We start from the raw sequence: 22,631 nt of genomic DNA, 5'->3' as shown, positions 1-22,631 counted from the left end.
GTACCCGCGATCGGCCCGTGCGGGGGATCGATCCGCCGGTGTGGCACCAGCAGGCTGGTCACCGTCAAGCAGGCCCGTCCATCAGGGAGTTGTCCGTGACTCAGCCCTCCTCCTGCCCCGAGCCCCCGTCCGGTGTCCGGCCCGTGCCGGCCACTCCCGGCCGGGGGCGTGCCGCCCACGCCTCACCCTCCCGCCGCCGCCGGATCCTGCTGGGCGCCGCCCTCACGGCGCTGGCGGGGGTCATGGCGGGCGTAGGAGTCGCGTCGGCGGACGGCGGCGGCACCAAGGACACCCGGGAGCCGGCCGTGGCGAAGGCCGGGCCGGGCAGGCACCACGATGCCGTGCGCAAGAGCCTGGACAGGCTGATCGACGACGGCATCCCCGGCGCGCTGGCCGCCGTGCGCGACCCCGGCGGGCGGACCCGCCACTACACCGCGGGAGTCGGCGACCTGAGGACCCGTTCCGCGGTCCCGGTCGACGGAAAGGTGCGGATCGCCAGCAACACCAAGATGTTCACGGCCACGGTGGTGCTGCAACTGGTCGGTGAGGGCAAGGTCGGACTCGACGAGCCGGTCGAGACATATCTGCCGGGTCTGGTCCGCGGTGACGGCATCGACGGCCGGGACATCACCGTCCGTCAACTGCTCCAGCACACCAGCGGGCTGCCCGACTACGACGACGACGTGGTGAAGGACTACCTCACCAAGCAGCAGCACCGCCACTTCGAGCCGAGGGAGACTCTCGACCTCGCGCTGGCCAAGAAGGCCGAGTTCGCTCCCGGCACCGCCTGGGGCTACAGCAACACCAACTACACGCTGGCCGGACTGATCGTCCAGCGTGTGACCGGGCGCCCGATCGGCGAGGAGATTACCAAGCGCGTCATCGAGCCCCTCCGGCTGCGGGACACCTACTGGCCCGGGGTCGGTGACCAGACCGTCAAGGGACGGCACCCCCACGGCTACTTCAGGATGACGCAGGACGAGCCGTGGGCGGACGTCACCGTGCAGGACCCGTCCGCGGCCTGGGCCGCGGGAGCGCTGATCGGTACACCGTCGGACCTCAACCGCTTCCTCACCTCCCTCCTGGACGGCGAACTCCTGAAGCCGGCCCAGCTGAAGGAGATGCAGAAGACGGTGAAGGCCCCCGGCTTCGACGTGACCGACGGCAGCACCTACGGCCTCGGCCTCGCGACCGTGAAGCTGAGCTGCGGCGGCTTCGCCTGGACCCATGGCGGCGACGCCGTCGGCTACAGCACCCGCAACGGGGTGACCGAGGACGGCCGGGCCGCCACCGTGGCCGTCACCGCGACGGCGACCACGCTCGACGTCCACGAACACCTCGCGGACGCCCTCGACACGGCGCTCTGCGAGCAGTAGTCACGGCCTCGACGCGACCGGCAGGGCGATGCGGTGCTCACCCGCGTACACGTTCATGGAGCTGCCGCGCAGGAAGCCCACCAGGGTCAGCCCCGTCTCCGCCGCCAGGTCCACCGCCAGCGAGGACGGGGCCGAGACGGCCGCCAGCACCGGTATGCCGGCCATGACCGCCTTCTGCGCCAGCTCGAACGAGGCCCGCCCGGAGACCAGCAGGACCGTGCGGGACAGCGGCAGGCCGCCGTTCTGCAGGGCCCGGCCGACCAGCTTGTCGACCGCGTTGTGCCGGCCCACGTCCTCCCGTACGTCGAGCAGTTCGCCCCGCTCGTCGAACAGGGCCGCCGCGTGCAGGCCGCCGGTGCGGTCGAAGACCCGCTGGGCCGCGCGCAGCCGGTCCGGGAGGCTCGCCAGCAGCTCCGGCTCCAGCGCCAGCGGGGGAGTGTCGGCGACGGGGTGGCGGGTGGTGGTGCGCACCGCGTCCAGGCTCGCCTTGCCGCACAGTCCGCAGGAGGAGGTGGTGTAGACGTTGCGCTCCAGGGTGATGTCCGGGACCGCCACGCCGGGGGCCGTCTGCACGTCGACCACGTTGTAGGTGTTCGACCCGTCGACGGTCGCGCCCGCGCAGTACACGATGTTCCGCAGGTCGGAGGCGTCGGCCAGCACGCCCTCGCTGACCAGGAACCCGGCGGCGAGCGCGAAGTCGTCCCCGGGTGTGCGCATGGTGATCGCCAGCGGCCTGCCGTTCAGCCGGATCTCCAGGGGCTCCTCGGCGACGAGCGTGTCCGGGCGGCTGGAGACCGCCCCGTCCCGGATGCGGAGCACCTTGCGTCGTTCCGTGACTCGTCCCATCGTCCCTACCGTTCCGCTCGGTGTCGTGCGGCGCGGCGGCCGTCCCGGTCCATTGTCCCAGGTACCCGCCGTCCGCCCGGCGGACTCCTACGTGCGCGGCAGGGCGTGCGCGGGGGCGTCGGCGCCACATTGTCTACAGTATGGAGTCCCTCGGCAAGACTGTGTACCGCCTTAATAGTTGTCGCCTCAACTGTCTTCTCAACGGCCCTTCGCGTCCTTACGGTTGTGGACTCATGAGTCCCCCCGTAGCACCGCCGGGCTGGAGCCGCTGGCTCGTTCCGCCCGCCGCACTCTCCGTCCACTTGTCCATCGGCCAGGCCTACGCGTGGAGCGTGTTCAAGCCACCGCTCGAGTCCTCGCTCGGCCTCAGCGGCACCCAGAGCGCGCTGCCCTTCCAGCTCGGCATCGTGATGCTGGGGCTGTCCGCCGCGTTCGGCGGCACCCTCGTCGAACGCCGGGGCCCGCGCTGGGCGATGACCGTCGCCCTGGTCTGCTTCTCCTCCGGCTTCCTGCTCTCCGCGCTGGGCGCGGCCACCGAGCAGTACTGGCTGATCGTCCTCGGCTACGGCTTCGTCGGCGGCATCGGCCTGGGCATCGGCTACATCTCACCCGTCTCGACGCTGATCAAATGGTTCCCCGACCGGCCCGGCATGGCCACCGGCATCGCCATCATGGGCTTCGGCGGCGGCGCGCTGATCGCCTCGCCCTGGTCGGCGCAGATGCTCGAGTCCTTCGGTACCGACAACGATGGCATCGCGCTCGCCTTCCTCGTGCACGGGCTCACCTACGCCGTGTTCATGCTGCTCGGCGTGCTGCTGGTCCGGGTGCCGCGCACCGCCGCCCCCGTGGCCGGCGCGCCCACGGTGTCGAGCGGGCCGCAGGTGTCCGCCCGTTCCGCGGTGCGCACCCCGCAGTTCTGGCTGCTGTGGCTGGTGCTCACCCTCAACGTCACCGCGGGCATCGGCATCCTGGAGAAGGCCGCACCGATGATCACCGACTTCTTCGCGGACACCTCCGCCCCGGTGTCGGCGACCGCCGCGGCCGGGTTCGTCGCCCTGCTGTCGGCGGCCAACATGGCGGGCCGCATCGGCTGGTCCACCACCTCCGACCTCATCGGCCGCAAGAACATCTACCGCGTCTACCTCGGCGTCGGCGCGCTGATGTACGCCCTGATCTGGCTGCTGGGCGACACCTCCAAGCCCCTGTTCGTGCTGTGCGCCCTGGTCATCCTCTCTTTCTACGGCGGCGGCTTCGCCACGGTCCCCGCCTACCTGAAGGACCTCTTCGGCACCTACCAGGTCGGCGCCATCCACGGCAGGCTCCTCACCGCCTGGTCCACGGCCGGTGTGCTCGGGCCGCTGATCGTGAACTGGGTCGCCGACCGCCAGGAGGAGGCCGGCAAGCACGGACCGTCCCTCTACGGAACGTCGCTGCTCATCATGATCGGACTGCTCGTCATCGGCTTCGTCGCCAACGAACTGGTCCGGCCCGTCGATCCCCGCCACCATGTGCCCGACACCGAGTTGCCGAAGGAGGCCGCCGATGACCGGCGACAGCAGTCGGAATCCGCCTAGCGGCGACCACCGCAATCTGATCGTCTTCTCCTGGCTGTGGGTGGGAGTACCGCTCGCCTACGGTCTGTACGAGCTCGTGCGCAAGGCGACACAGTTGTTCACGGGCTGATCGCGGACCGCCGGGACGGCACCTTGGAGGCTGAGGGAAGCCGACAAGCCCGGCCCCCGTTTCCTGTTGCTTCACCTGCCCTCGTACCGGTGAGTCACTGATCAGACTGGGGCAGCCCGTAACCGGAAACGAGGGGGATGATCACCCATGATCGGCTCGCGCATCGCCGCCGTCGGCCACTACCAGCCCGCCCGGGTCCTCACCAACGAGGATCTGGCGGGCATGGTCGACACCAGCGACGCGTGGATCACGAGCCGGGTGGGCATCCGCACCCGTCACATCGCGGGTCCCGACGAGCCCGTCGACGAACTGGCCGCGCACGCCGCCGCCAAGGCGCTGGCGGCGGCCGGCCGGACGCCCGCCGAGATCGACCTGGTCCTGGTGGCCACGTCCACCGCGATCGACCGCTCGCCCAACATGGCCGCCCGGGTCGCCGCCCGCCTCGGCATGCCCGGACCCGCCGTCATGGACCTCAACGTGGTGTGCGCGGGCTTCACCCACGCCCTCGCCACCGCCGACCACACCGTGCGGGCCGGCGGCGCGAGCCGGGTCCTGGTCATCGGCGCCGACAAGATGTCCGACGTGGCCGACTGGACCGACCGCTCCACCTGCGTCCTCGTCGGCGACGGGGCGGGCGCGGCCGTGGTGGAGGCCTGTGCGCCGGGCGAGGAGGCAGGCATCGGACCCGTGCTGTGGGGTTCGGTGCCGGAGATGGCGCACGCGGTGCGGATCGAGGGGACGCCGCCGCGGTTCGCGCAGGAGGGGCAGAGCGTCTACCGCTGGGCCGCCACCCGGCTGCCGGTCATGGCCCGGCAGACGTGCGAGAAGGCGGGACTGGCGCCCGAGGACCTCGCCGGTGTGGTGCTGCACCAGGCCAACCTGCGGATCATCGAACCCCTCGCCCGCCGGCTCGGCGCGGTCAACGCCGTCGTGGCCCGCGATGTCACCGACTCCGGCAACACCTCGGCCGCGAGCATCCCGCTGGCCCTGTCCAAACTCGTCGAGCAGGGCACGCTGTCGGCCGGCGACCGGGTGCTGCTGTTCGGCTTCGGCGGGAACCTGTCGTACGCGGGCCAGGTCGTGCGCTGCCCCTGACGTCACGCCCGCCGCCGTACACTGCCGACGAAACACCATCACCACTGGCGTCTGCGGTGGCACCGGCGTTCGCGGCGGCGCACGGCGCTGCCGAGGAGGGGGACCCGCGATGTCGTCGACCGGACTGCCCCAGGGGGCGGTGCCGAAGCTCGAACGGCCCGGCCCGCTGCGCGACCGCGTCTACGAGGCGCTGCTCGAACTCATCACCACCCGCGCCCTCCGGCCGGGCCGGCACCTCGTCGAGAGTGAACTCGCGGGCCACCTCGGCGTCTCCCGCCAGCCGGTCCGCGAGGCGCTCCAGCGACTCAACACCGAGGGCTGGGTCGACCTCCGGCCCGCCCAGGGCGCGTTCGTGCACGAGCCGACGGAGCAGGAGGCCGACCAACTCCTCACCGTGCGCTCCTTGCTGGAGGCCGAGGCGGCCCGGCTCGCCGCGGGCCATGCCGACCGCGCGGGCATCGAGGCGCTGGAGGAGATCCTGGCCAAGGGCCTCGAGGCCGTCGCCGCCGACGACGTGGACGCCGCCGTCGCCCTCAACGCCCGTTTCCACGCGAAGGTCATGGAGCTGTCGGGCAACGCCGTGCTCGCCGAACTCGGCGCCCAGGTCGACCGGCGCGTGCGCTGGTACTACACACCGGTCGCCCGGCAGCGCGGCGAGCGCTCCTGGGCCGAACACCGCGAGCTGATCGACGCGATGGCGGCCCACGACGCGGAACGGGCCACCCGCCTCATGCGCGACCACACCGAACACACCCGCCGCTCGTACCACGCACGGGAGGACGCGTAGGGCCCGTGCGCAGGCCTCAGGAGCAGTCGTAGGTGAAGCGGGTCGTGGTGGTGCGGGTGGAGGGGGACTGGATCCGCAGCTCGGCCGTCGCCTCGTAGCGGCCGGTGCCCTCGAAGGTCCACAGGAGGCGCAGCCGTGCCTCCCGCTGACCCCGTGCCATCCTTTCGCGCAGTACGCCGGACTCGGTGCCGTCACTGCGGATCCAGCGGTAGGTCAGGGTGCCCGGGCGGCCGTTGGTGGTGACCGTGCCCACCAGGTCCGCCGTGCCGTCGCAGCCCACCGCGGCGCGCGGTGCCGCGACCGTCGCCGCCTCCACCGTGAGCGGCGCTCCGAGCCGCTGCCAGGCCAGCAGGGCGAGGGCGACGAGGACGACGAGGGCCGGCAGCGCGTGTCGGCGCAGACCCCGCCGCCGTGGCGGGGACGGCGGCGGCAACGGCGTGCCGCCGGTGCGGTGCGCCAGAGCCTCCCGCACACCCGGGCCGAAGCGCAGCACGGCGCCCTCGATCCGGTCCGGCCGCACCCCGCCGTCGTACGCCGTGCCGGTCACCGTGGGCGCGGTGTCCTCCTGCGGGCGCTGGATCCAGTGGCTCGCGAGCACGGTGGCGCTGTAGTCGTCGTCGGGCTCGTTCGTCGGCTTCATTGCAGATCGCACCGCTTCGTCAGGAGCTGCCCGGACGCACCCCCGTCGGCGGACGCCGGGGCGGTCGTCGCCGAAACCGTCCAGTAGCAGCCGAGCTTCTGGAAGGCGTGCTCTGCGGTCACCGTGTACTGCGTGGCACCGCTGCGCCGGAAGACCTGACCGGTGCCGTCCGGCGATCCCGGCCCGCCGGCGGTGTCGGCGACGGACCACCGGAGGTCGATCGTCACCGGTCCGGTGCCGTCCGTGACCACGGTGACCGTGGTCGTGGCGGTGCTGGAGCCCGTCTGCCGGAACTCCGTCACGATGACGTCCTTGACCGCGGGCGCGGCCGGGGCGGGGTCCGTGGGGGGATCGGCCGGGGTGCCGGGCTCGGAGGCCGGACCGGGGGGAGTGCCGGGGGAGGGGTCCCCGCCCGGATCCGTGCCGGGCTCCGTGCCCGCGTCGGATCCGGGGTCCGTGCCCGGGTCCGTCGCCGTACCGGTCGCGGAGGCCGACGCGTCGGCGGGGCCCGTGGAGGCCGGGCCGGACGGGGACGCCGTGGAGGCGTCCGCCGCGGGGGACGCGGAGGGGGCCGTCGGGCCGGAGGTCACGTCCGGGTCGGCACGGGTGGTGGCCAGGGCCTCGGCCGCCCGCTGCTGCGGCCCGCCGGAACCCGGCGGTGCCGCGTAGGCGAGCAGGACCGCGAGCAGCGCCGCCGCCGCGGCGGCCAGCATGCCCGGCCCGGTGGGCTTCCAGGCCCGCGCCCAGCCGCCCCGGTCCGGCGGGTGCCGCAGCACCGTCCGGGCGGTGTCGGTCGTCGAGTGCCCCGGAGTACGGGCCGACGGCAGCAGCAGCGGGAGCAGCGCCACCAGCGCGGCCAGCCGCCGGCGGCCCCGCTCCTCCCAGTCGGGCCCGTACGCCGCGCCCGCGACCGCCTCCAGCTCGGCGACGAACGCCTCGGCGTCCGCCGGCCGCCCCACCGGTTCCTTCGCGAGGCCCCGGCGGACCAGGGGCCGCACCGCCTCTGGCACCTCCGCCACCGGGACCGGCGCGTCCACGTGCCGCAGGGCGAGCTCGGCGATGTTGTCGCCGGCGTACGGCTTGCGGCCGGTGAGGCACTCGAAGAAGGTCGCCGTGGCCGCGTACACGTCGGTGGCCGGAGAGGCGGCCTCGCCCCGCCACTGCTCGGGCGCCATGTAGGCGGGCGTGCCCGCCACCCCGGCGCGCGCCTGCGTGTCGACCGCGATCCCGAAGTCGACCAGCTTGGACGCGCCGTCCGGGGTGACCAGGACGTTCTCCGGCTTGTAGTCACGGTGCACCACGCCGGCCCGGTGCGCGTCGGCGAGGCCGAGCAGCGACCCCTTGAGGATCAGCAGCGCCGCCTCGGGATCCAGGGGCCCCCGCTCGGCCAGCACGGCCCGCAGGGACACCCCGTCCACCAGCTCCATCACGATGGCGGCCCCGTCGGGGCTCTCCACGTACTCGTACAGCCCCGCCACGAAGGGGCTGTCCAGCCCGCCGAGCAGCCGTGCCTCGGCACGGAAGTCGTGCACGAACCCCGGGCGGGTGTGCAGCGACTCGCTGAGGTACTTGACCGCGACCGGGACCCCGGTCCCCTCGTGCATGGCCAGAACCACACGCCCGCTCGCACCGGCGCCCAGCTCCAGCGACTCGGTGTACCCCGGAACCGTCCACATGCTCATCGTGTTCCTCACTCCCCGGGACCGGCCCTGTCCCCGGGAGTATCGCGGCACTCCGGGGCATCCGGCCCTCGCGGTGACAGACACATTTTCGGCCGCCGCGGTTGCGGTGCCGCGGTTCCTCGCGCACCTGCGGATTCCCGCGCGGGAGCGCCCGCCCGTGCTTCGGGTGACCTGCGCCCGCCGTGCCGCCCGGCCCCTCTTTGTCCTGTGAGTGGAAAAAGTAGGGGTCAATTCCTGCGCGACTTCTTCCCACCTCCGGCAAGCGCTGCTAACTTCCCATCCGAAGGAACGCCACACACGTGGCCGGAATCCGGCGCGCACAGGCCGATGAGGCGGGGAGGGGCTCGTGAGACGTATGACCGCGCGACCCGCCAACGCCCATCAGGCCCGACTGCTCAGGCTGCTGCGCGACGGAGGCCCCAACTCCCGTGCCCAGCTGGGCGACCAGGTCGACCTCTCCCGGTCGAAACTGGCCGTGGAGGTGGACCGGCTGCTGGAGACGGAACTCGTCGTGGCCGACGGACTCGCCGCCTCGCGCGGCGGCCGGCGCTCCCACAACATCCGGCTCAACCCGCACCTGCGGTTCCTCGGCGTCGACATCGGCGCGACCTCGATCGACGTCGCCGTCACCAACGCCGAGCTGGAGATCCTCGGGCATATCAACCAGCCCATGGACGTACGCGAGGGACCGGTCGCGGTCTTCGAGCAAGTGCTGTCCATGGCCGCCAAGTTGAAGGCCTCGGGGCTCGCGGAGGGGTTCGACGGCGCCGGCATCGGCGTCCCGGGCCCGGTCCGGTTCCCCGAGGGTGTCCCGGTGGCTCCGCCGATCATGCCGGGCTGGGACGGCTTCCCCGTGCGGGAGGCGCTCAGCCAGGACCTCGGCTGCCCGGTCATGGTCGACAACGACGTGAACCTGATGGCCATGGGGGAGCAGCACGCGGGCGTCGCCCGCACCGTGCACGACTTCCTCGTGGTGAAGATCGGCACCGGCATCGGCTGCGGCATCGTCGTCGGCGGCGAGGTCTACCGCGGTACGACGGGCAGCGCGGGCGACATCGGGCACATCCAGGCCGTGCCCGACGGACGCCCGTGCGCCTGCGGCAACCGGGGCTGCCTGGAGGCGCACTTCTCCGGCGCGGCCCTCGCCCGGGACGCCACCGAGGCCGCCCAGCAGCAGCTCTCCGCCGAACTCGCCGGCCGGCTGGAGGCGAACGGCACGCTCAGCGCCGTCGACGTCTCCGCGGCGGCCGCGGCCGGTGACGCCACCTCCCTCGATCTGATCCGCGAGGGCGGCAACCGCACCGGCCAGGTCATCGCCGGCCTGGTCAGCTTCTTCAACCCGGGCCTGGTGGTGATCGGCGGCGGGGTGACCGGCCTCGGCCACACCCTGCTCGCCGCGATCCGCACCCAGGTCTACCGCGGGTCGCTGCCCCTGGCGACGGGCAACCTGCCCATCGTCTTGGGGGAGTTGGGCCCCACCGCCGGAGTCATCGGCGGGGCCCGGCTGATCAGCGACCACCTGTTCTCACCCGCGTAAGCAGCACGGCCCCGCGCACCGCCCCGCTCCACCGCACACCCGTAGTACGCCCCACCCGCTCCATCGCACGCACGCCCCGAGCCCCACCCGCTCCACCACAGGCACGCTCCGAGCCCCACCCGCTCCATCGCACGCACGCCCCGAGCCCCACCCGCTCCATCACACGCACCCAGCACGCCCCACCCGCCCCACCCGCGCACCGTTCAGTCGCCAGGCCCCGCCAACGCTCCGCTCCGCCCTGCCTGAAAACGCTTGCCCCGCAAGGGGATCGCCCTGACACCGGCCCGTACGCCCGCCGAGGGGAATCCGCATGGCACCAGAAGCACCGCTGCTCAGCATGTCCGGCATCACCAAGTCCTTCCCCGGAGTCCGGGCCCTGGACGGCGTCGACCTCGACGTCCAGGCGGGCGAGGTGCACTGCCTGCTCGGACAGAACGGCGCCGGCAAGTCCACCCTGATCAAGGTGCTGGCCGGCGCCCACCAGCCCGACTCGGGCACCATCCGCTGGCGCGGGGAGGACGTCACCCTGCGCTCGCCGATCGCCGCCATGCGTCTCGGCATCGCCACCATCTACCAGGAACTCGACCTGGTGGAGCACCTGTCCGTCGCCGAGAACGTCCACCTCGGCCACGAACCCACCACCGCGGGTTTCGTCGTGCGCGGCAAGGCCGCCCGGGCGTCGACCGCCGAACTCCTCAAGCGGCTCGGACACCCGGAGGTCGACCCGGGCCGGCTGGTCGGGGACCTGTCCGCGGCGCAGCAGCAGATCGTGTCCATGGCGCGGGCGCTCTCCCACGACGTCCGGCTCATCGTGATGGACGAGCCGTCCGCCGCGCTCGACCCGGACGAGGTCGACAACCTCTTCCGGATCGTCGGGGACCTCACCGCCGACGGGGTCGCCGTCGTCTACATCTCGCACCGGCTCGAGGAGATCCGGCGCATCGGCGACCGGGTGACCGTCCTCAAGGACGGCCGGGCCGTGGCCGGCGGACTGCCCGCCAAGTCGACGCCCACCCGCGAGGTGGTCGCCCTGATGACGGGACGCAACGTCGAGTACGTCTTCCCGGAGCGGCCCGCCGACCCGCCACGGGGCGAACCGGTACTGACCGTGGAGAACCTGTCCCGCCGGGGCGAGTTCGCCCCGCTCGACCTCGAGGTGCGGCCCGGGGAGATCGTCGGGCTCGCCGGGCTCGTCGGCTCGGGACGCTCCGAGATCCTGGAGACGATCTACGGCGCCCGCAAACCCGACACCGGACGGGTCCTCGTCGGCGGGCGGCCGCTGAAACCGGGCAGTGTGCGGGCCGCCGTACGCGCCGGGCTCGGGCTCGCCCCCGAGGAACGCAAGGCCCAGGCCCTGCTCATGCTGGAGTCCGTCACCCGCAATGTGTCGGTCTCCTCCATGTCGCGCTTCGCGAAGGCCGGCTGGATCGACCGCGGTGCCGAACTGGGGGCGGCGCGTGCGGCGGTCCGCGAACTGTCCCTGCGGCCCGACAACCCCGACGTGCCCGTGCGCACCCTCTCGGGCGGCAACCAGCAGAAGGCCGTGCTCGCCCGCTGGCTGCTGCGCGGCTGCCGGGTGCTGCTGCTCGACGAACCCACCCGCGGCGTCGACGTCGGCGCCCGCGCCGAACTGTACGCGGTCGTCCGCCGGCTGGCGGACGAGGGACTCGCCGTGCTGCTGGTCTCCAGCGAGGTGCCCGAGGTCCTCGGCCTCGCCGACCGCGTCCTGGTGCTGCGCGAGGGCGACGTCGTCCACACGGCGCCCGCCCGCGAACTCGACGAACACCGTGTACTCGACCTGGTCATGGAAGGAAGCCCGGCGTCATGACGCAGAACGTCTCCCCGCCGCGGGACAGCACCGGAAAGGTGCCGTCGGCCGCCGAACAGCCCGCCTGGCGCGCCGTGTTGTTCCGCGCCGACGTCCGCACGATGTCGCTGCTCGGCGTACTCGCCGTACTGATCCTCATCGGCGGCATCACCAAACCGGACCAGTTCCTGGACACCCGCAACCTCCAGCTCGTCCTCACCCAGGCCTCCGTCATCGGTGTGGTCACCGTCGGCATGACCTTCGTGATCATCTCCGGCGGCATCGACCTGTCGGTCGGCGCGATCGTCGCCCTCGCCTCGGTGTGGGCCACCACGGTCGCCACCCAGGAGTTCGGCTTCGGCGGCATCCTCTTCACCGCCGTGCTGGTCGGTCTGGGCTGCGGCCTGGTCAACGGGGTGCTCATCGCCTACGGCGGGATGGTCCCGTTCATCGCCACCCTCGCCATGCTCGCCTCCGCCCGCGGACTCGCCCTGCAGATCACCGACGGGCGGACGCAGATCGTCACCGTCGACGGGGTCCTCGACCTCGGGGAACGCGACTCCTACATCCTCGGCATCCCGCCGCTGGTCCTGGTGTTCGCCGCGGTCACTGTCATCGGCTGGCTGGTCCTGAACCGGACCACCTTCGGCCGCCGCACCGTCGCCGTCGGCGGCAACGCCGAGGCCGCCCGGCTCGCCGGCATCGACGTGCGCCGCCAGCGGCTCTACCTGTACCTGCTGTCCGGGCTGTGCTGCGGCATCGCCGCCTTCCTGCTCATCGTTCTGGCCGGCTCCGGCCAGAACACCAACGGCAACCTCTACGAACTCGACGCCATCGCCGCCGCGATCATCGGCGGGACCCTGCTCACCGGGGGCCGGGGCACCATCGTCGGCTCCGTCCTCGGCGTCCTGATCTTCACCACCATCACCAACATCTTCGCCCTGAACAACCTGCAGAGCGACGTCCAGCAGATCGCCAAGGGCGCGATCATCGTCGCCGCCGTGCTGGTCCAGCGCCGTACCGCGAGCACGACCTAGGAAAGGGTTCACCGCCATGCCAGAGACACCTTTCGCCAGCCGCAGAGGACTGCTCTTCGGAGCGGCCGCCGTATCCGCCGGCGTGTTCGTCACCGGCTGCACGAGCAACGACTCGGGCGACGACGAGCCGGCCAACAACGACCAGCCCGCCGCCGACGACAAGCCCGGCAAGCCGGTCACGATCGGCTTCGCCGGACCGCAGGCCGACCACGGCTGGCTCAACGCCATCAACGACAACGCCAAGAAGCGCGCCGAGAAGTACTCGGACGTCACCCTGGAGATCACCGAGGGCTCCAACGACACCGCCCAGCAGATCGGCCAGATCGAGACCCTCATCAACAAGAAGGTCGACGTCCTGGTGATCCTGCCCGCCGACGGCAAGGCGCTGACCCAGGTCGGGCTGAAGGCGATGCGGGCCGGCATCCCGGTGGTCAACCTCGACCGGATCTTCAACACCCCGCAGGCGTACCGCTGCTGGATCGGCGGCGACAACTACGGCATGGGCCTCAACGCCGGCCACTACATCGGCGAGAAGCTCAAGGACAAACAGAACGCCAAGGTCGTCGAGCTGGCCGGCCTGGACAACCTGGAGCTGACCAAGCAGCGCACGCAGGGCTTCGACGACGCGCTGAAGAACTACCCGAACATCGAGAAGGTGGCCCGCCAGGCCGCGGAGTTCACCGTCGAGTCGGGCCAGGCCAAGATGGCCCAGCTGCTCCAGGCCCAGTCGCAGATCGACGCGCTGTGGAACCACGACGACGACCAGGGCGTGGGCGCGCTGCGCGCCATCGACCAGGCGGGGCGCGACGAGTTCCTCATGGTCGGCGGCGCGGGCGCGCTCTCCGCCTTCGAGGCCATCAAGGCCGACAACGGTGTCCTGAAGGCCACCGTCCTGTACCCGCCGACCATGGCGGCCTCCGCGATCGACCTCGCCCGCGCCCTCGGCCAGGGCAAGGGCGTCGGCGGCCTCGCCGAGTTCGAGATCCCCTCGTCGGTGACCTGCTACTCGGCCGTGGTCGACAAGGAGAACGTGGACCAGTACATGTCCACCGGCTTCAAGTGAGGAGCCCCGCCCCACGGGCCTGACCAGCCCACCGGGCGGGGCCCACCCCCGCCCGCCACGATGACGAGGAGGACATCCGAATGGCACAGCCGCAAGCGTCCGAAGGGGATCGGGCGGGGAAGCCACCGCTGCGCGTCGGCATGGTCGGTTACGCCTTCATGGGCGCCGCCCACTCCCAGGGCTGGCGCACCGCGGGCCGCGTCTTCGACCTGCCGCTCAGTCCCGAACTGGCCGTCATCTGCGGCCGGGACGGCGACGCCGTGCGCGCGGCGGCGGACCGGCACGGCTGGGCGGAGGCCGAGACCGACTGGCGCGCACTGGTCCAGCGGGACGACATCGACCTCGTCGACATCTGCACACCGGGGGACAGCCACGCCGAGATCGCTCTGGCCGCGCTCGCCGCGGGCAAGCACGTGCTGTGCGAAAAGCCTCTCGCCAACACCGTCGCCGAGGCCGAGGCGATGGTCCGCGCCGCCGAGGAGGGCCGCGCGCGCGGCCAGATCGCGATGGTCGGCTTCAACTACCGCCGGGTGCCCGCCACCGCGCTGGCCCGGCGGATGGTGGCCGAGGGCCGGATCGGCACCCTGCGGCACGTGCGGGTGGTGTACCTCCAGGACTGGCTGGTGGACCCCGCGTTCCCGCTGACCTGGCGGCTGCGCCGGGAGCAGGCCGGCTCCGGTTCGCTCGGCGACCTCGGCGCGCACATCGTCGACCTGGCGCAGTACCTGGCGGGGGAGCAGCTCGCGGGCGTCTCCGCGCTCACCGAGACCTTCGTACGGGAGCGGCCGCTGCCGAGCGCACCCAGCAGCGGCCTGGCCGCCGTCTCCGCCGCCGGCACCGGACCGGTCACCGTCGACGACGCCGCCCTGTTCACCGGCCGCTTCTCCTCCGGCGCCCTCGCCTCCTTCGAGGCCACCCGGTACGCCACCGGCCGCAAGAACGCCCTGCGCATCGAACTCAACGGCGAGCGCGGGACGTTGGCCTTCGATCTGGAACGGCTCAACGAACTGGAGTTCCACGACGGCACCGAGCCGGCCGGCCACGCCGGATTCCGCCGCATCCTCGTCACCGAACCCGACCACCCCTACCTCGAGGCGTGGTGGCCGCCGGGCCACGGCCTCGGCTACGAGCACACCTTCGTGCACCAGGCCCGCGACCTGGTCCACGCGGTGGCGGACGGGCGCAGCCCCGCCCCCTCCTTCGCCGACGGGCTCCAGGTGCAGCGCGTCCTGGCGGCGGTGGAGGAGAGCGCCGGGAAGAACTCCGTCTACACACCGATCGCCGCCTGAGAGGACGGACACGATGCCGCGCAACTTCACGCTCTTCACCGGCCAATGGGCCGACCTGCCGCTGGAGGAGGTCTGCCGACTCGCCCGCGACTTCGGCTACGACGGACTCGAACTCGCCTGCTGGGGCGACCACTTCGAGGTGGACAAGGCGCTCGCCGACCCCTCCTACGTCGCCTCCCGCCACCAGCTGCTCGACAAGTACGGGCTGAAGTGCTGGGCGATCTCCAACCACCTGGTCGGACAGGCGGTCTGCGACGCCATCATCGACGAACGCCACCAGGCCATCCTGCCCGCCCGCATCTGGGGCGACGGCGAGGCCGAGGGCGTACGGCAGCGGGCCGCGGACGAGATCAAGGACACCGCGCGCGCCGCGGCCCTCCTGGGCGTCGACACCGTCATCGGCTTCACCGGCTCCGCCATCTGGCACCTGGTCGCCATGTTCCCGCCCGCCCCCGAGTCGATGATCGAGCGCGGCTACGAGGACTTCGCCGAGCGGTGGAACCCGATCCTGGACGTCTTCGACGCCGAGGGCGTGCGCTTCGCGCACGAGGTCCACCCCAGCGAGATCGCCTACGACTACTGGACCACCGTCCGCGCCCTGGACGCGGTGGACCGGCGTCCGGCGTTCGGCCTCAACTTCGACCCCTCCCACTTCGTGTGGCAGGACCTCGACCCGGTCGGCTTCCTGTGGGACTTCCGCGACCGGATCTACCACGTCGACTGCAAGGAGGCCCGCAAGCGCCTCGACGGCCGCAACGGCCGCCTCGGCTCCCATCTGCCCTGGGGCGACCCGCGGCGGGGCTGGGACTTCGTCTCCGCCGGTCACGGCGACGTTCCCTGGGAGGACGTCTTCCGCATGCTGCGCTCCATCGACTACCAGGGGCCGGTGTCCGTCGAGTGGGAGGACGCGGGCATGGACCGGCTCCAGGGCGCCCCCGAGGCGCTCCAGCGGCTCAAGGCCTTCGACTTCGAGCCGCCCAGCGCCTCCTTCGACGCCGCGTTCAACAACTGACCGCAGGGCCCGCAGCGGGCCGGGGACGGGGGCCGGCGGCGGCGCCGGTCCCCGGCCGGCCCTGCCCGCGTCCCGCTTTGTCCTGAGTTGGGAAAAAGTTGAACCAGAAGCGCTCCAAGGGGTGTTGGCTTTGGAAGAACGCGGTTACCGTCCCTGAAGTGTTCAGGACACCCACGTCTCCGGGGTGACGGCGCACCCCGGCGCCCGCACACACCGCATCCGTCGCTTGTCTTCGCACCTGTTCGTACGGCCCCATCCCCGGAGGGACTTCGTGCACAGAAGCAGACTCAAAGCCAGCAACGCCCCGAGGCACAGCGGACTTCGCACCCCCCTCGCCCTGCTCACCAGCCTGCTGCTCGCCGTCGGCACCCCGGCCACCGTCGCCGGCGCGGCACCGGCCGAGGCCAAAACGGCGGCCGAGGAAGGCCAGTTCCAGCAGGTACCGCTCGCCAAGGGAGAGCCCGAGATGGGCGAGCCGATGTCGCTCGCCGTGCTCCCCGACCGCAGCGTCCTGCACACCTCCCGCGACGGCACCCTGCGCATCACCGACCAGGGCGGCGTCACCAAGGTCGCCGGCCGCATCCCCGTCTACAGCCACGACGAGGAGGGCCTCCAGGGCGTCGGCGTCGACCCGGACTTCGAGAACAACCGGGCCGTCTACCTCTACTACGCCCCGCCCCTCGACACCCCCGCCGGCGACGCCCCGGAGACGGGCACCGCCGAGGACTTCGCGCAGTTCGACGGCGTCAACCGCCTGTCCCGCTTCGTCCTCAACGCCAACGGCACACTCGACCTGTCCAGCGAGAAGAAGGTCCTGGACGTCGCCGCCTCCCGCGGCATCTGCTGCCACGTCGGCGGCGACATCGACTTCGACGCCGAGGGCAACCTCTACCTGTCCACCGGCGACGACACCAACCCCTTCGCCTCCGACGGCTACGCGCCGCTCGACGAACGGGCGGACCGCAACCCGGCGTTCGACGCCCGCCGCAGCTCCGGCAACACCAACGACCTGCGCGGCAAGATCCTGCGCATCAAGGTCGCCGAGGACGGCTCCTACACCGTCCCGGAAGGCAACCTCTTCGCCCCCGGCACCGAGAAGACCCGTCCCGAGATCTACGCGATGGGCTTCCGCAACCCGTTCCGGATGAGCGTCGACGAGCAGACCGGCACCGTCTACGTCGGTGACTACGGCCCCGATGCCGGCGCAGCCGACCCGGACCGCGGCCCGGCCGGGCAGGTCGAGTTCGCCAAGGTGACCGAGCCCGCCAACTTCGGCTGGCCGTTCTGCACCGGCGACAACGACGCCTACAACGACTACGACTTCGGCACCGGCGCCTCCGGCGAGAAGTTCGACTGCGACGCCCCGAAGAACACCTCGCGGCACAACACCGGACTCGTCGACCTGCCGCCCGCCCAGCCCGCCTGGATCCCGTACGACGGCGGTTCCGTGCCCGAGTTCGGCAGCGGATCCGAGTCGCCGATGGCCGGCCCGGTCTACCGCTACGACCCCGATCTCGAGTCCTCGGTGAAGTTCCCCGAGGCCTACGACGGCGACTTCTTCGCGGGCGAGTTCGGCCGCCGCTGGATCAAGCGGATCGAGCAGAACGACGACGGCTCCGTCGCGAAGATCAACGACTTCCCCTGGACCGGCACCCAGATCATGGACATGGAGTTCGGCCCCGACGGCGCGCTCTACGTCCTCGACTACGGCCTGTCCTGGTTCCAGGGCGACGAGAACTCCGCGCTGTACCGGATCGAGAACGCCGAGGACGGCTTCTCCCCGATCGCCGAGGCGAGCGCGGACAAGACCTCCGGCGCGGTGGGTCTCAGGGTCAGGTTCACCGCCTCCGCCGAGGACGCCGACTCCCCGGAGCTCACCTACAGCTGGGACTTCGGCGACGGCACCACGGGCGAGGGACTCAACCCCACCCACCGCTACAAGAAGGCCGGCACCTACACCGCGACCTTCACCGCCAAGGACCCCGAGGGCAACACCGGCAACGCCAGCGTGCGGATCGTCGTCGGCAACACCGAGCCCACGGTGACGATCGAGATCCCGGGCAACGGCAGCCTGGCCGCCTTCGGCGAGCCCGTCCCGTTCAAGGTGACCGTCACCGACCCCGAGGAGACCATCGACTGCTCCCGGGTCAAGGTCGCCTACAGCCTCGGCCACGACTCCCACGCCCACGAGCTGACCAGCGAGATGGGCTGTGAGGGCACCCTCGAGCCGCCCGCCGGCGACGGCGGTCACGACCCCAACGCCAACATCTACGGTGTGGTCGGCGCCAGCTACACCGACGGCGGCGCGGGCGGGCAGGAGGCGCTGACCGGCACCGCGCGCGCCGTGCTCCAGCCGCTGCACCGCCAGGCCGAGCACTTCGGCACCCAGCAGGGCGTGTCGGTGGTCGAGAAGTCCGGTGCCAACGGCGGCCGGACCGTCGGCGACATCCACGACGGCGACTGGATCTCCTTCGAGCCCTACCGGTTCGACGGGCAGAAGAAGATGACCGTGCGGGCGTCCTCCGGCGGCTCCGGCGGCTTCATCGAACTGCGCACCGGCTCGCCCGACGGCAAGCTGCACGGCTCCGCGTACATCCCGCCGACCGGCAGCTGGGAGACGTTCCAGAACGTCGACGTGCCGCTGCGGGCGCTGCCCAAGCGCACCACGGAGATCTACCTGGTCTTCCGGGGCGGCGACGGAGCGCTCTACGACATCGACGACTTCGAGTTCTCCACGAAGCCCTTCAAGAAGGGCAAGAAGGTCCTCGTCTTCTCCAAAACGGCCGGCTTCCGCCACGACTCCATCCCGGAGGGCGTCGCCACGCTGAAGGAACTGGGCGACCCGGCCAACATCTCCGTCACGGCCACCGAGGAGGCCCGCCAGTTCACCACCACCAACCTCGCCAAGTACGACGCCGTGGTCTTCCTCTCCACCACCGGTAACGTGCTCGACGCCGAGCAGCAGAAGGCGTTCGAGAACTACGTCGCGAACGGCGGCGGCTACATGGGCGTCCACGCCGCCGCCGACACCGAGTACGACTGGGAGTTCTACGGCGGCCTCGTGGGTGCCTACTTCGACTCGCACCCGGCCATCCAGAAGGCCACCGTGCGCGTCCACGACCACGACCACCCGTCCACCGCGCACCTCGGCGACAGCTGGGAGCGCACCGACGAGTGGTACAACTACCGCACCAACCCGCGCGGACAGGCCAGGATCCTCGCCACCCTCGACGAGACCACCTACGAGGGCGGGAAGATGAAGGGCGACCACCCGATCGCCTGGTGCCAGAACTACGGCGGCGGCCGCTCCTTCTACACCGGCGGCGGCCACACCAAGGAGTCCTACGCCGACGAGGCCTTCCGCACCCACCTGCTCGGCGGACTTCAGTACGCCACCGGTCAGGTCAAGGCCAACTGCAAGCCGGACAAGGGCTACCGGGAGATCTTCAACGGCGAGACCCTGGACGGCTGGAAGCAGGCCGGCCCCGGCCGGTTCGTGGTGAAGGACGGCACGCTTCAGTCCGAGGGCGGCATGGGCCTGCTCTGGTACCAGGCCAAGGAGCTCGGGTCGTACTCCCTCAAGCTCGACTGGAAGATGCAGGGAGACGACAACTCCGGTGTCTTCGTGGGCTTCCCGGCCTCCGACGACCCCTGGTCCGCGGTGGACCGGGGCTACGAGATCCAGATCGACGCCACGGACGCGCCGGACCGCACCACGGGCGCGATCTACTCCTTCCAGTCGGCCGACATCAAGGCCCGTGACCAGGTCCTGCGGCCGCCCGGCCAGTGGAACTCCTACGAGATCAAGGTCCGCGGCGAACGCCTCCAGGTGTTCCTCAACGGAGTCAAGATCAACGACTTCACCAACAAGGACCCCGAGCGGAGCCTGACCGACGGCTACATCGGCCTCCAGAACCACGGCGCCGACGACCAGGTCTCCTTCCGCAACATCCAGTTGAAGGAACTGCCCTCCTAGGGCCACCCAGACGGCGGCGGGCGGAGGACGCCGGACCTCCGCCCGTCGTCCCGCCGGGCCCGGCCGCCCGGCACCCCGCGCATCCCCCCACCGGCGCTCGCACCGGGTTCGCGTACGACAAGGAGGCTGCCCATGTCCGCCGAACCGTTCCTCCCCACCCCCGCCCCGGCCCCGCGCCTCGGCGTCTGGTTCATCGGGGCACGCGGATCCGTCGCCACGACCGCCGTCGCGGGCTGCGCCGCCGTCGCCGCCGGACTCCACCCCCCGACCGGCATGGTCACCGAAACCCCCGACTTCGCCTCCTGCCACCTGCCCCCGTTGGCCTCCCTCGTCTTCGGCGGCCACGACACCGTCGACTGCCCGCTCCCCAAGCGTGCGGAACACCTCGCCGACGGGGGTGTGCTGCCGCACGGCCTGCCGGCCGCGGTGCACGCCGAACTCGTCGCCGCCGACCGCGAGATCAGGCCCGGCGGCCCCCTGCCCGGCGACACCTCACGCGCCGACGACGACTGGATCGAGGTGTTCGCGGCCGACATCCGCGACTTCGTCCGCCGGCACGAGCTCGCGGGCGCCGTCGTGGTCAACGTCGCCTCCACCGAACCCGCGCCCGCCGACGGCTCCCTGCCGCCCAGCTCCCTCTACGCGGCGGCCGCCCTGCGCGCCGGCTGCCCCTACGTCAACTTCACCCCCTCCACGGGACTGCACCACCCGGCGCTGGCCGGACTCGCCGCATCCTCGGGACTGCCGTACGCCGGCCGTGACGGCAAGACGGGGCAGACCCTCCTGCGCTCCGTCCTCGGCCCGATGTTCGCGCAGCGCGCCCTCGCCGTGCGCGCCTGGTCCGGCACGAACCTCCTGGGCGGGGGCGACGGCGCTGCTCTCGCCGACCCGGCGGCCGCCGCCGCGAAGAACGCCGGCAAGGAACGCGTCCTCGCCGACACCCTCGGCGCCACCCCGGAGGGCGAGGTCCACATCGACGACGTACCGGCCCTCGGCGACTGGAAGACGGCCTGGGACCACATCGCCTTCGACGGCTTCCTCGGCTCCCGCATGATCCTCCAGACCATCTGGCAGGGCTGCGACTCCGCCCTCGCCGCCCCGCTCGTCCTGGACCTGGCCCGCCTCACCGCCCGCGCCCGGGAGAAGGGCCTCACCGGCCCCCTGAGCGAACTGGCCTTCTACTTCAAGGACCCGGTGGGCGACGGCCCCTCCGCCCTGGCCGAGCAGTACACCCAACTGCGAACCTTCGCCGGCCGCCTGCGCGACAACCCCGGGGTGCCGCGATGACCCGCCCCCTGAACCGGGCCGGGCTGCCGCGGCGGCTCGCGCGGCTCCCCGGTCCCGGGCGGGGCCGGGCGGGTGGCTGGGCCGAGTTGCTTCGGCGGCGGCCCGCAGGGCGCTCGGCGGCGGACAGCGCGGTTCCGGGCGGGCCGCCTGCCGGCGGCGGTGCCGCGCCCCGCGATAGCGGGTCCCGCTCGCGGGACGGGGCGGTGGAGCTGCCCGTGGTCGCCGGCGCCTTCGGAGCCGTGTCCCGTACCGCGCCCCCGCGTTCCGGGCGGGCGAGCGCCTGGGCGGAACTGCTGCGGCTGCCCGCGCTCTTCACCGTCCCGGGTGACGCCCTCGCCGGTGCGGCCGCGGCCGGCGTGCGGCCCGGGCCGCGGACGCTGCTCGCCATCGGCTCCTCCCTGTGCCTGTACGAGGCGGGCATGGCCCTCAACGACTGGGCCGACCGCGCCGAGGACGCCGTCGAGCGTCCGCACCGCCCGATTCCCTCCGGCCGCGTCGCACCGGCCGCCGCCCTCGCCGCCGCCGGTGCCCTCACCGGCGCCGGTCTGGTGCTCGCCGCCCGGGCCGGACGGCCCGCGCTCGCGGTGGCCGCTCCGCTGGCGGCGACCGTCTGGTCCTACGACCTGGCGCTGAAGCACACGCCCGCCGGACCCGCGGCCATGGCGGCGGCGCGCGGACTCGACCTGCTCCTGGGCGCGGCCGCGACCGGCGGCGGCACCCAGGCCGCACTGCCCTCCGCCGCGCTGCTCGGCAGCCACACGCTCGCGGTCACGGCCGTGTCCCGCCGGGAGACCACCGGCGGCTCGGTACCGGCCCCCCTGGCGGCGCTCGCGACGACGGGGGTACTGGCCGGGCTGGTCACCCACCGCCGCATCCGACTCCCGGCAGGCCGGAGGGCAGCAGCCGCCCCCGGCCTGTCGGGCTCCAGCCCGGCCCGGGCAGCGGGCACCCTCACCACCGTCCTGGGCGCCGCCTACGCGGCCACGGCCGCCCGGCCCTACCTCCACGCCGCGCTCAACCCCTCACCCCCGCTCACCCAGCGCGCCGTCGGCGGCGGCATCCGGGCGACGATCCCGCTCCAGGCCGCGCTCACCGCCCGCTCCGGCTCGCCCGTCACCTCCCTCCTGATCGCGGCCCTCGCCCCGGCCGGCCGCGCGTTCGCCAGGCGAGCCGCCATGAGGAAGGTGAGCATCACATGACCCGAAGCCGAGACCACGACCCCGCCCCCACCACCCCCGGAACCGTCCGCCCCACGTCCCCCGAAACGCCCCGGGGCGCTGAACCCCACCAGTCCCGCCCCGCGGGCGGGAACAAGGGCGTGGCCGCGGCGCGGGGCGCAGGCCGGGAGGCGGCTGGTAACGGTGACCGGGCCCCGGCCCCGGAAGCGGCCCGGTCGGCCGGGGACGGTGGCCGGGCCTCGGCTCCGGAAGCGGCGTGGCGCGCGGCGGTCGGCGTGTCCCGGGTTGCGGGCCGTGGTGGGGACGCGGATGCGGCGCGGGGCGCGAGCCGGGAGG

General features: G+C 72.5%; 17 protein-coding genes. 14 read left to right on the top strand and 3 right to left on the bottom strand.

Features of this window, described 5'->3' with window-relative positions; genetic code table 11:
* The first annotated feature begins 95 nt into the window (after positions 1-95).
* Positions 96-1,376, top strand: a complete 1,281-nt coding sequence (locus AC5L3C_RS05585) for a serine hydrolase domain-containing protein (protein WP_493647299.1) — start codon at positions 96-98, stop codon at positions 1,374-1,376.
* On the opposite strand, the gene fdhD is transcribed toward AC5L3C_RS05585, so the two are convergent.
* Positions 1,377-2,222 carry a formate dehydrogenase accessory sulfurtransferase FdhD gene (gene fdhD / locus AC5L3C_RS05580; protein ID WP_493647297.1) on the bottom strand — a complete coding sequence of 282 codons (846 nt, stop codon included), beginning with the start codon at positions 2,220-2,222 and terminating at the stop codon, positions 1,377-1,379. It lies immediately after the preceding gene.
* Positions 2,223-2,455: 233 nt separating this feature from the next.
* Here fdhD and AC5L3C_RS05575 point away from each other — a divergent pair, with 233 nt between their 5' ends.
* The 4 genes from AC5L3C_RS05575 (at position 2,456) to AC5L3C_RS05560 (ending at position 5,787) form a co-directional block, all read left to right on the top strand.
* Positions 2,456-3,796, top strand: a complete 1,341-nt coding sequence (locus AC5L3C_RS05575; protein ID WP_493647295.1) for an OFA family MFS transporter — start codon at positions 2,456-2,458, stop codon at positions 3,794-3,796.
* Positions 3,765-3,905 (top strand): MFS transporter small subunit, encoded by a 141-nt coding sequence (locus AC5L3C_RS05570; RefSeq protein WP_164555568.1) that lies wholly within the window; start codon positions 3,765-3,767, stop codon positions 3,903-3,905. Before AC5L3C_RS05575 ends, AC5L3C_RS05570 begins: the two co-directional genes overlap by 32 nt.
* Positions 3,906-4,052: 147 nt before the next feature.
* Complete coding sequence (locus AC5L3C_RS05565) at positions 4,053-5,000, top strand: beta-ketoacyl-ACP synthase III (RefSeq protein ID WP_493647293.1); 948 nt, start codon at positions 4,053-4,055, stop codon at positions 4,998-5,000.
* Between the two features lie 109 nt (positions 5,001-5,109).
* Positions 5,110-5,787 carry a GntR family transcriptional regulator gene (locus tag AC5L3C_RS05560; RefSeq protein WP_493647291.1) on the top strand — a complete coding sequence of 226 codons (678 nt, stop codon included), beginning with the start codon at positions 5,110-5,112 and terminating at the stop codon, positions 5,785-5,787.
* Between the two features lie 16 nt (positions 5,788-5,803).
* On the opposite strand, the gene AC5L3C_RS05555 is transcribed toward AC5L3C_RS05560, so the two are convergent.
* Positions 5,804-6,427, bottom strand: coding sequence for a hypothetical protein (locus tag AC5L3C_RS05555; RefSeq protein WP_493647290.1), 624 nt, complete (start codon positions 6,425-6,427; stop codon positions 5,804-5,806).
* The gene (locus AC5L3C_RS05550; protein WP_493647288.1) at positions 6,424-8,109 is read right to left on the bottom strand and encodes a serine/threonine-protein kinase; all 1,686 of its coding nucleotides are present in this window, start codon (positions 8,107-8,109) and stop codon (positions 6,424-6,426) included. Before AC5L3C_RS05550 ends, AC5L3C_RS05555 begins: the two co-directional genes overlap by 4 nt.
* A 355-nt stretch (positions 8,110-8,464) precedes the next feature.
* Between AC5L3C_RS05550 and AC5L3C_RS05545 the strand changes: the two genes are divergently transcribed.
* The 9 genes from AC5L3C_RS05545 (at position 8,465) to AC5L3C_RS05505 (ending at position 22,316) form a co-directional block, all read left to right on the top strand.
* Positions 8,465-9,646 (top strand): ROK family protein, encoded by a 1,182-nt coding sequence (locus AC5L3C_RS05545; protein WP_493647286.1) that lies wholly within the window; start codon positions 8,465-8,467, stop codon positions 9,644-9,646.
* 310 nt (positions 9,647-9,956) lie between these two features.
* Complete coding sequence (locus AC5L3C_RS05540; protein ID WP_493647284.1) at positions 9,957-11,474, top strand: sugar ABC transporter ATP-binding protein; 1,518 nt, start codon at positions 9,957-9,959, stop codon at positions 11,472-11,474.
* Positions 11,471-12,490 carry an ABC transporter permease gene (locus AC5L3C_RS05535; protein WP_493647282.1) on the top strand — a complete coding sequence of 340 codons (1,020 nt, stop codon included), beginning with the start codon at positions 11,471-11,473 and terminating at the stop codon, positions 12,488-12,490. The genes AC5L3C_RS05540 and AC5L3C_RS05535 overlap by 4 nt, the downstream gene beginning before the upstream one ends.
* A 16-nt stretch (positions 12,491-12,506) precedes the next feature.
* Complete coding sequence (locus AC5L3C_RS05530) at positions 12,507-13,553, top strand: substrate-binding domain-containing protein (RefSeq protein ID WP_493647281.1); 1,047 nt, start codon at positions 12,507-12,509, stop codon at positions 13,551-13,553.
* Positions 13,554-13,633: 80 nt separating this feature from the next.
* Positions 13,634-14,842, top strand: a complete 1,209-nt coding sequence (locus AC5L3C_RS05525) for a Gfo/Idh/MocA family protein (RefSeq protein WP_493647279.1) — start codon at positions 13,634-13,636, stop codon at positions 14,840-14,842.
* A gap of 13 nt (positions 14,843-14,855) precedes the next feature.
* A complete protein-coding gene (locus tag AC5L3C_RS05520) occupies positions 14,856-15,854 on the top strand; it encodes a sugar phosphate isomerase/epimerase family protein (protein WP_493647277.1) in 999 nt (332 codons plus the stop codon).
* Positions 15,855-16,125: 271 nt separating this feature from the next.
* Entirely contained in the window at positions 16,126-19,830 is a 3,705-nt protein-coding gene (locus tag AC5L3C_RS05515; protein WP_493647275.1) for a ThuA domain-containing protein, read from the top strand.
* A 132-nt stretch (positions 19,831-19,962) separates the two neighbouring features.
* The gene (locus tag AC5L3C_RS05510) at positions 19,963-21,117 is read left to right on the top strand and encodes an inositol-3-phosphate synthase (protein WP_493647274.1); all 1,155 of its coding nucleotides are present in this window, start codon (positions 19,963-19,965) and stop codon (positions 21,115-21,117) included.
* A gap of 203 nt (positions 21,118-21,320) precedes the next feature.
* Positions 21,321-22,316, top strand: a complete 996-nt coding sequence (locus AC5L3C_RS05505; protein ID WP_493647273.1) for an SCO3242 family prenyltransferase — start codon at positions 21,321-21,323, stop codon at positions 22,314-22,316.
* The last annotated feature ends 315 nt before the right edge of the window (positions 22,317-22,631 follow it).

The sequence above is a fragment of the Streptomyces speibonae genome (genome assembly GCF_984686075.1).
Note: the sequence above shows the minus strand (reverse complement) of the source record. Positions and strands in the feature narration are given on the sequence as shown.

Excerpts from the sequence above, each read along its gene's own strand:
- AC5L3C_RS05575 (WP_493647295.1), top strand. The coding sequence starts at position 2,456 with ATGAGTCCCCCCGTAGCACCGCCGGGCTGGAGCCGCTGGCTCGTTCCG.
- AC5L3C_RS05560 (WP_493647291.1), top strand. The coding sequence starts at position 5,110 with ATGTCGTCGACCGGACTGCCCCAGGGGGCGGTGCCGAAGCTCGAACGG.
- AC5L3C_RS05535 (WP_493647282.1), top strand. The coding sequence starts at position 11,471 with ATGACGCAGAACGTCTCCCCGCCGCGGGACAGCACCGGAAAGGTGCCG.
- AC5L3C_RS05570 (WP_164555568.1), top strand. The coding sequence starts at position 3,765 with ATGACCGGCGACAGCAGTCGGAATCCGCCTAGCGGCGACCACCGCAAT.
- AC5L3C_RS05550 (WP_493647288.1), bottom strand. The coding sequence starts at position 8,109 with ATGAGCATGTGGACGGTTCCGGGGTACACCGAGTCGCTGGAGCTGGGC.
- AC5L3C_RS05555 (WP_493647290.1), bottom strand. The coding sequence starts at position 6,427 with ATGAAGCCGACGAACGAGCCCGACGACGACTACAGCGCCACCGTGCTC.
- AC5L3C_RS05545 (WP_493647286.1), top strand. The coding sequence starts at position 8,465 with ATGACCGCGCGACCCGCCAACGCCCATCAGGCCCGACTGCTCAGGCTG.
- AC5L3C_RS05525 (WP_493647279.1), top strand. The coding sequence starts at position 13,634 with ATGGCACAGCCGCAAGCGTCCGAAGGGGATCGGGCGGGGAAGCCACCG.
- AC5L3C_RS05540 (WP_493647284.1), top strand. The coding sequence starts at position 9,957 with ATGGCACCAGAAGCACCGCTGCTCAGCATGTCCGGCATCACCAAGTCC.
- AC5L3C_RS05530 (WP_493647281.1), top strand. The coding sequence starts at position 12,507 with ATGCCAGAGACACCTTTCGCCAGCCGCAGAGGACTGCTCTTCGGAGCG.
- fdhD (WP_493647297.1), bottom strand. The coding sequence starts at position 2,222 with ATGGGACGAGTCACGGAACGACGCAAGGTGCTCCGCATCCGGGACGGG.
- AC5L3C_RS05520 (WP_493647277.1), top strand. The coding sequence starts at position 14,856 with ATGCCGCGCAACTTCACGCTCTTCACCGGCCAATGGGCCGACCTGCCG.
- AC5L3C_RS05510 (WP_493647274.1), top strand. The coding sequence starts at position 19,963 with ATGTCCGCCGAACCGTTCCTCCCCACCCCCGCCCCGGCCCCGCGCCTC.
- AC5L3C_RS05565 (WP_493647293.1), top strand. The coding sequence starts at position 4,053 with ATGATCGGCTCGCGCATCGCCGCCGTCGGCCACTACCAGCCCGCCCGG.